This window comes from Leucobacter sp. USCH14, assembly GCF_037619215.1.
Lineage (GTDB): Bacteria > Actinomycetota > Actinomycetes > Actinomycetales > Microbacteriaceae > Leucobacter.
In genome coordinates this window covers 1-3066 of record NZ_JAQPZP010000026.1, presented here as the reverse complement: position 1 = coordinate 3066, position 3066 = coordinate 1, and the positions used below count along the sequence as shown (strand labels likewise).

General features: G+C 63.4%; 3 protein-coding genes. All 3 read right to left on the bottom strand.

Going from position 1 to position 3066, the window contains the following annotated elements; translation table 11 throughout:
• Positions 1-57: 57 nt before the first annotated feature.
• The gene (locus PQI23_RS13860) at positions 58-267 is read right to left on the bottom strand and encodes a hypothetical protein (protein ID WP_339975534.1); all 210 of its coding nucleotides are present in this window, start codon (positions 265-267) and stop codon (positions 58-60) included.
• A gap of 3 nt (positions 268-270) precedes the next feature.
• Positions 271-1653, bottom strand: coding sequence for a hypothetical protein (locus PQI23_RS13855; RefSeq protein ID WP_339975532.1), 1383 nt, complete (start codon positions 1651-1653; stop codon positions 271-273).
• Positions 1654-1968: 315 nt separating this feature from the next.
• Positions 1969-3066 (bottom strand): hypothetical protein (locus PQI23_RS13850; RefSeq protein WP_339975530.1); only part of this gene is annotated, 1098 nt, incomplete at its 5' end.

The window sequence follows — 3066 nt, the reverse complement described above, 5'->3', positions numbered from 1 at the left end:
GAGTACGAGGCCATCATGAACGAGCAGGTCGCACTCGCTGCCTGACTAATCTGTCACCTAAACGTGCAGCAGACCCGGTTCCATCGCGACGCCTTGGAACACGATGTTCTGTTCCGGCTCCGGTTCGGGTTCCGGGACCGGCGGAACGACATCGGTGATTGGCTCACCGCACGCCCCACACATCACTTCATAGGTTGGATCCTCAAGGGTGATGCTGATGTTGCTGTTGCCGCACCCGTCCGTGCGGCACGTCACTGTGTGGATCATCTGCTATCCATTCGCTGAGGTGGGTGTCATCTGCACAGCCGTCCAGTGCGCACCAATCGTTCTGGCGACGACCGACATTGAACCGAGCCTGACTACGCACGATGTTGCGGTCACGTTGTCGACCGTGACAGTCGTATCGCGTGCATCACCGAAAACGGTGACCGAAACGCGTGGTGCGACCGTGAAACGATCGACGGGGAACGTTACCGTCACGTTCGTTACACCACCCGCCGCGACCGAGCGTTGTGTGACGATGCCTCCCGAAATCGCAAACGGTGCCGAGATCCCGCCAGCACTGTTCAAATACGCATCACTCTCAACACCGCTTGGTGTCACCTTCGTAGAGCGTGAGATTGATCCGGCCAACGAATGCGTCCCGTTGAACGAGAACGTTGCTTCTCCTCGGGTGATCTCCGCCTTCGAGGTCCCGAGATACTGTAATCCGCCGGCAATCAGCTTGTCTGCGCCTTGGCTGCGCAGGTAGCCGGGCTCGATGTATACCTCGAACGGGTCGGTGCCGCCGATGCCTGATCGGATATATCCGGTCAGGTCGAACCCGCCAGTCGCTGACTTGAGGGAGGCTGTCACGGCGTTCGACGCGTTGAACGCGCGTAACCCGTTTACGTCGAGTTCGAGGCGTTGCCCATTCGCTGCGGTGCGGATCTTCGCGCCCGTGATCGTCTTGCCGTCGATTGCGTTACCCGCGAGTGCGTTCGCGCTGACCACGCCGGCCGCGAAGATGTCGTTCGCGATGATCTTCTCGGTGACTGTCAGGAACTTCGCCTTGACGACGTCGGCCCAGAGTTTTTCGATCACGGCTTCCGAGATCGCGGCATCCGTCGCTGTGAGTTGGTCCACGCCCAACTGCATGAATTGACCGGTGCGTGCTGCGAGATGCTGCGCAACGAGGTCGGAGATCACGCCGGTCCCGACGGTGAGCTTCCCAACGTCGAGGTTCGCGATCGCGGTCGTGCTGATCTTCGTCTCGGTCCACCCGTTCGCGGTGTAGCGCCACTCCTGCATGATGTCGCCAGCGCTCGCGCCCGCAGTGATCTCGGCCGCGGTCGGGAGTCGCCGCCACACATCGTTCACGGTCGCCGTGCCCGACGCCTGAGAGGTCGAGTACAGCACCTTCGACTTCGAACCCGCCATTGTGAGAGCGCTATCCGCGCGATCGTATGCGGTGTTCGCTGCCTCCTGTGCGGCGTTGACGTGGGCGACGGCCTGCTCCGCAGCTTGCTTCGCCTCCGTCGCGACACCGAACGTCTCATCGAGACGATCCTTCGCGGTGCCGAGATCCGCCGCGGTTTGGTCGATACGCTCATTCGCGTCAGCGAGCTTCCCGTCGAGCTCGATGCGGGTCTCGGAAATCTGCTCAACCGCCACGAGCCCGAGATCGAATGCGGCATCGGCGCTCCCATCCGAAGCACCGAGACGCTCAGGTAGGAACGTCGACTCGACCGCCGTACCATCGGCGATGTCGCTGAGTTCCGTGAGGCCCTCGTCATGCGTGCCGGCGAGCGTGTACGCGTCGACTGCGGCGGTTACGCCGTCGGTGATCCCCTGCGAGGTGCCGTCATCAAGCTCGATCGCGGTGAACGGGAGTTGCTTCGCGCGGCCCGCATCGAGGCGACGTTCGAGCCCGACGAGCTTTCGCGCGAGCTTCCGCGCATCCTTATCCGACATGGGATCCTCTCAGTTCTAAGCGGGCACGAGTTGAATGCTCGCCCGATTGCTCGACGGCCGCGACCACGACTCGACACGAGCGAGGCCCGACCAACGAGTGCCGATCGTCGTGACGCCGTCGATCTGAATGAGATCTCCGACTCGCCACGCCCCGATCGGGCAGTTCGGGTGTTCGCGCACCTCAATCGAATGTGGGAACAGTTCGCCCGTCGTCGCTTTGAGTTCGCTTCGGAGACGAGCCTGAATCTGCGCGCGCGTCTTCGCCGACTTGTCTTCGACGGTGACCGCGCGCCGCATCCGCTCCGTCGGTACGCTCATCGTCTCCCGGATCGCTTTCGATCCTTCACCGGCGCCGATGCCGGCTGCGGCGTTGGCGTATTCGAGGCGTTCGAGTTCGAGCGGGCCGATGATGTTGACCGCCGTGTCGAACACGAGATCGTCTCGGCGGGTGCCTGCGGCGGGATGGTGCACATTAATCGCGACCTGCGGGGCGCCGGTCGTGTAGACCGTGCTCGTCGTCCACTCGATGCCTGCGGTATCGCAGATGTCTTGCAGCACTTTGTACGCGTCGGGGAGCTCGGCGCCGTCGACCACATACGCGCCGTTCCCGTCGCGCTGCTGATCCTTGAGCGCGTCATAACTCGCCTTCGCCCGGTCATAGTCGATCTGCGCGAGCGCCTTCGTGCGGCGCGCCGTAGCGACTGCTGCACGCCCCGCGGCGATCTCCGCGTTGTAACCTGCGAGCGCCGCGTTATACGTCGCCCTGCGGGTCGCGAGCGCTTGCTTCGCCTGCTCGATCTGCGCCGAATCGGCGTTCTCGAACACGAGCCGCGTGACGAGGTTCTGCGCCTCGGTCACGAGCACGCGCGCCTGAGCGACCTCGTCGGCGAGCGTGACGCTGTCCTCCTGCATGTTGATCGTCGAGATCCGACTCGTCTTCGAGAACGAGTCGAGAGTGCGTCGCCGCTGATCCATGACCGCACGCGCGGCCGCGATCCGATCGTCGAGATCCGATCCGAGGCGAACGGGTGTCGACCCGTTCACGGTGCACCCGTACCATGCGTTGCGCCATGCCTGCACGTCGACGACGAGTTGCCGAAGCATCGCCGCGGG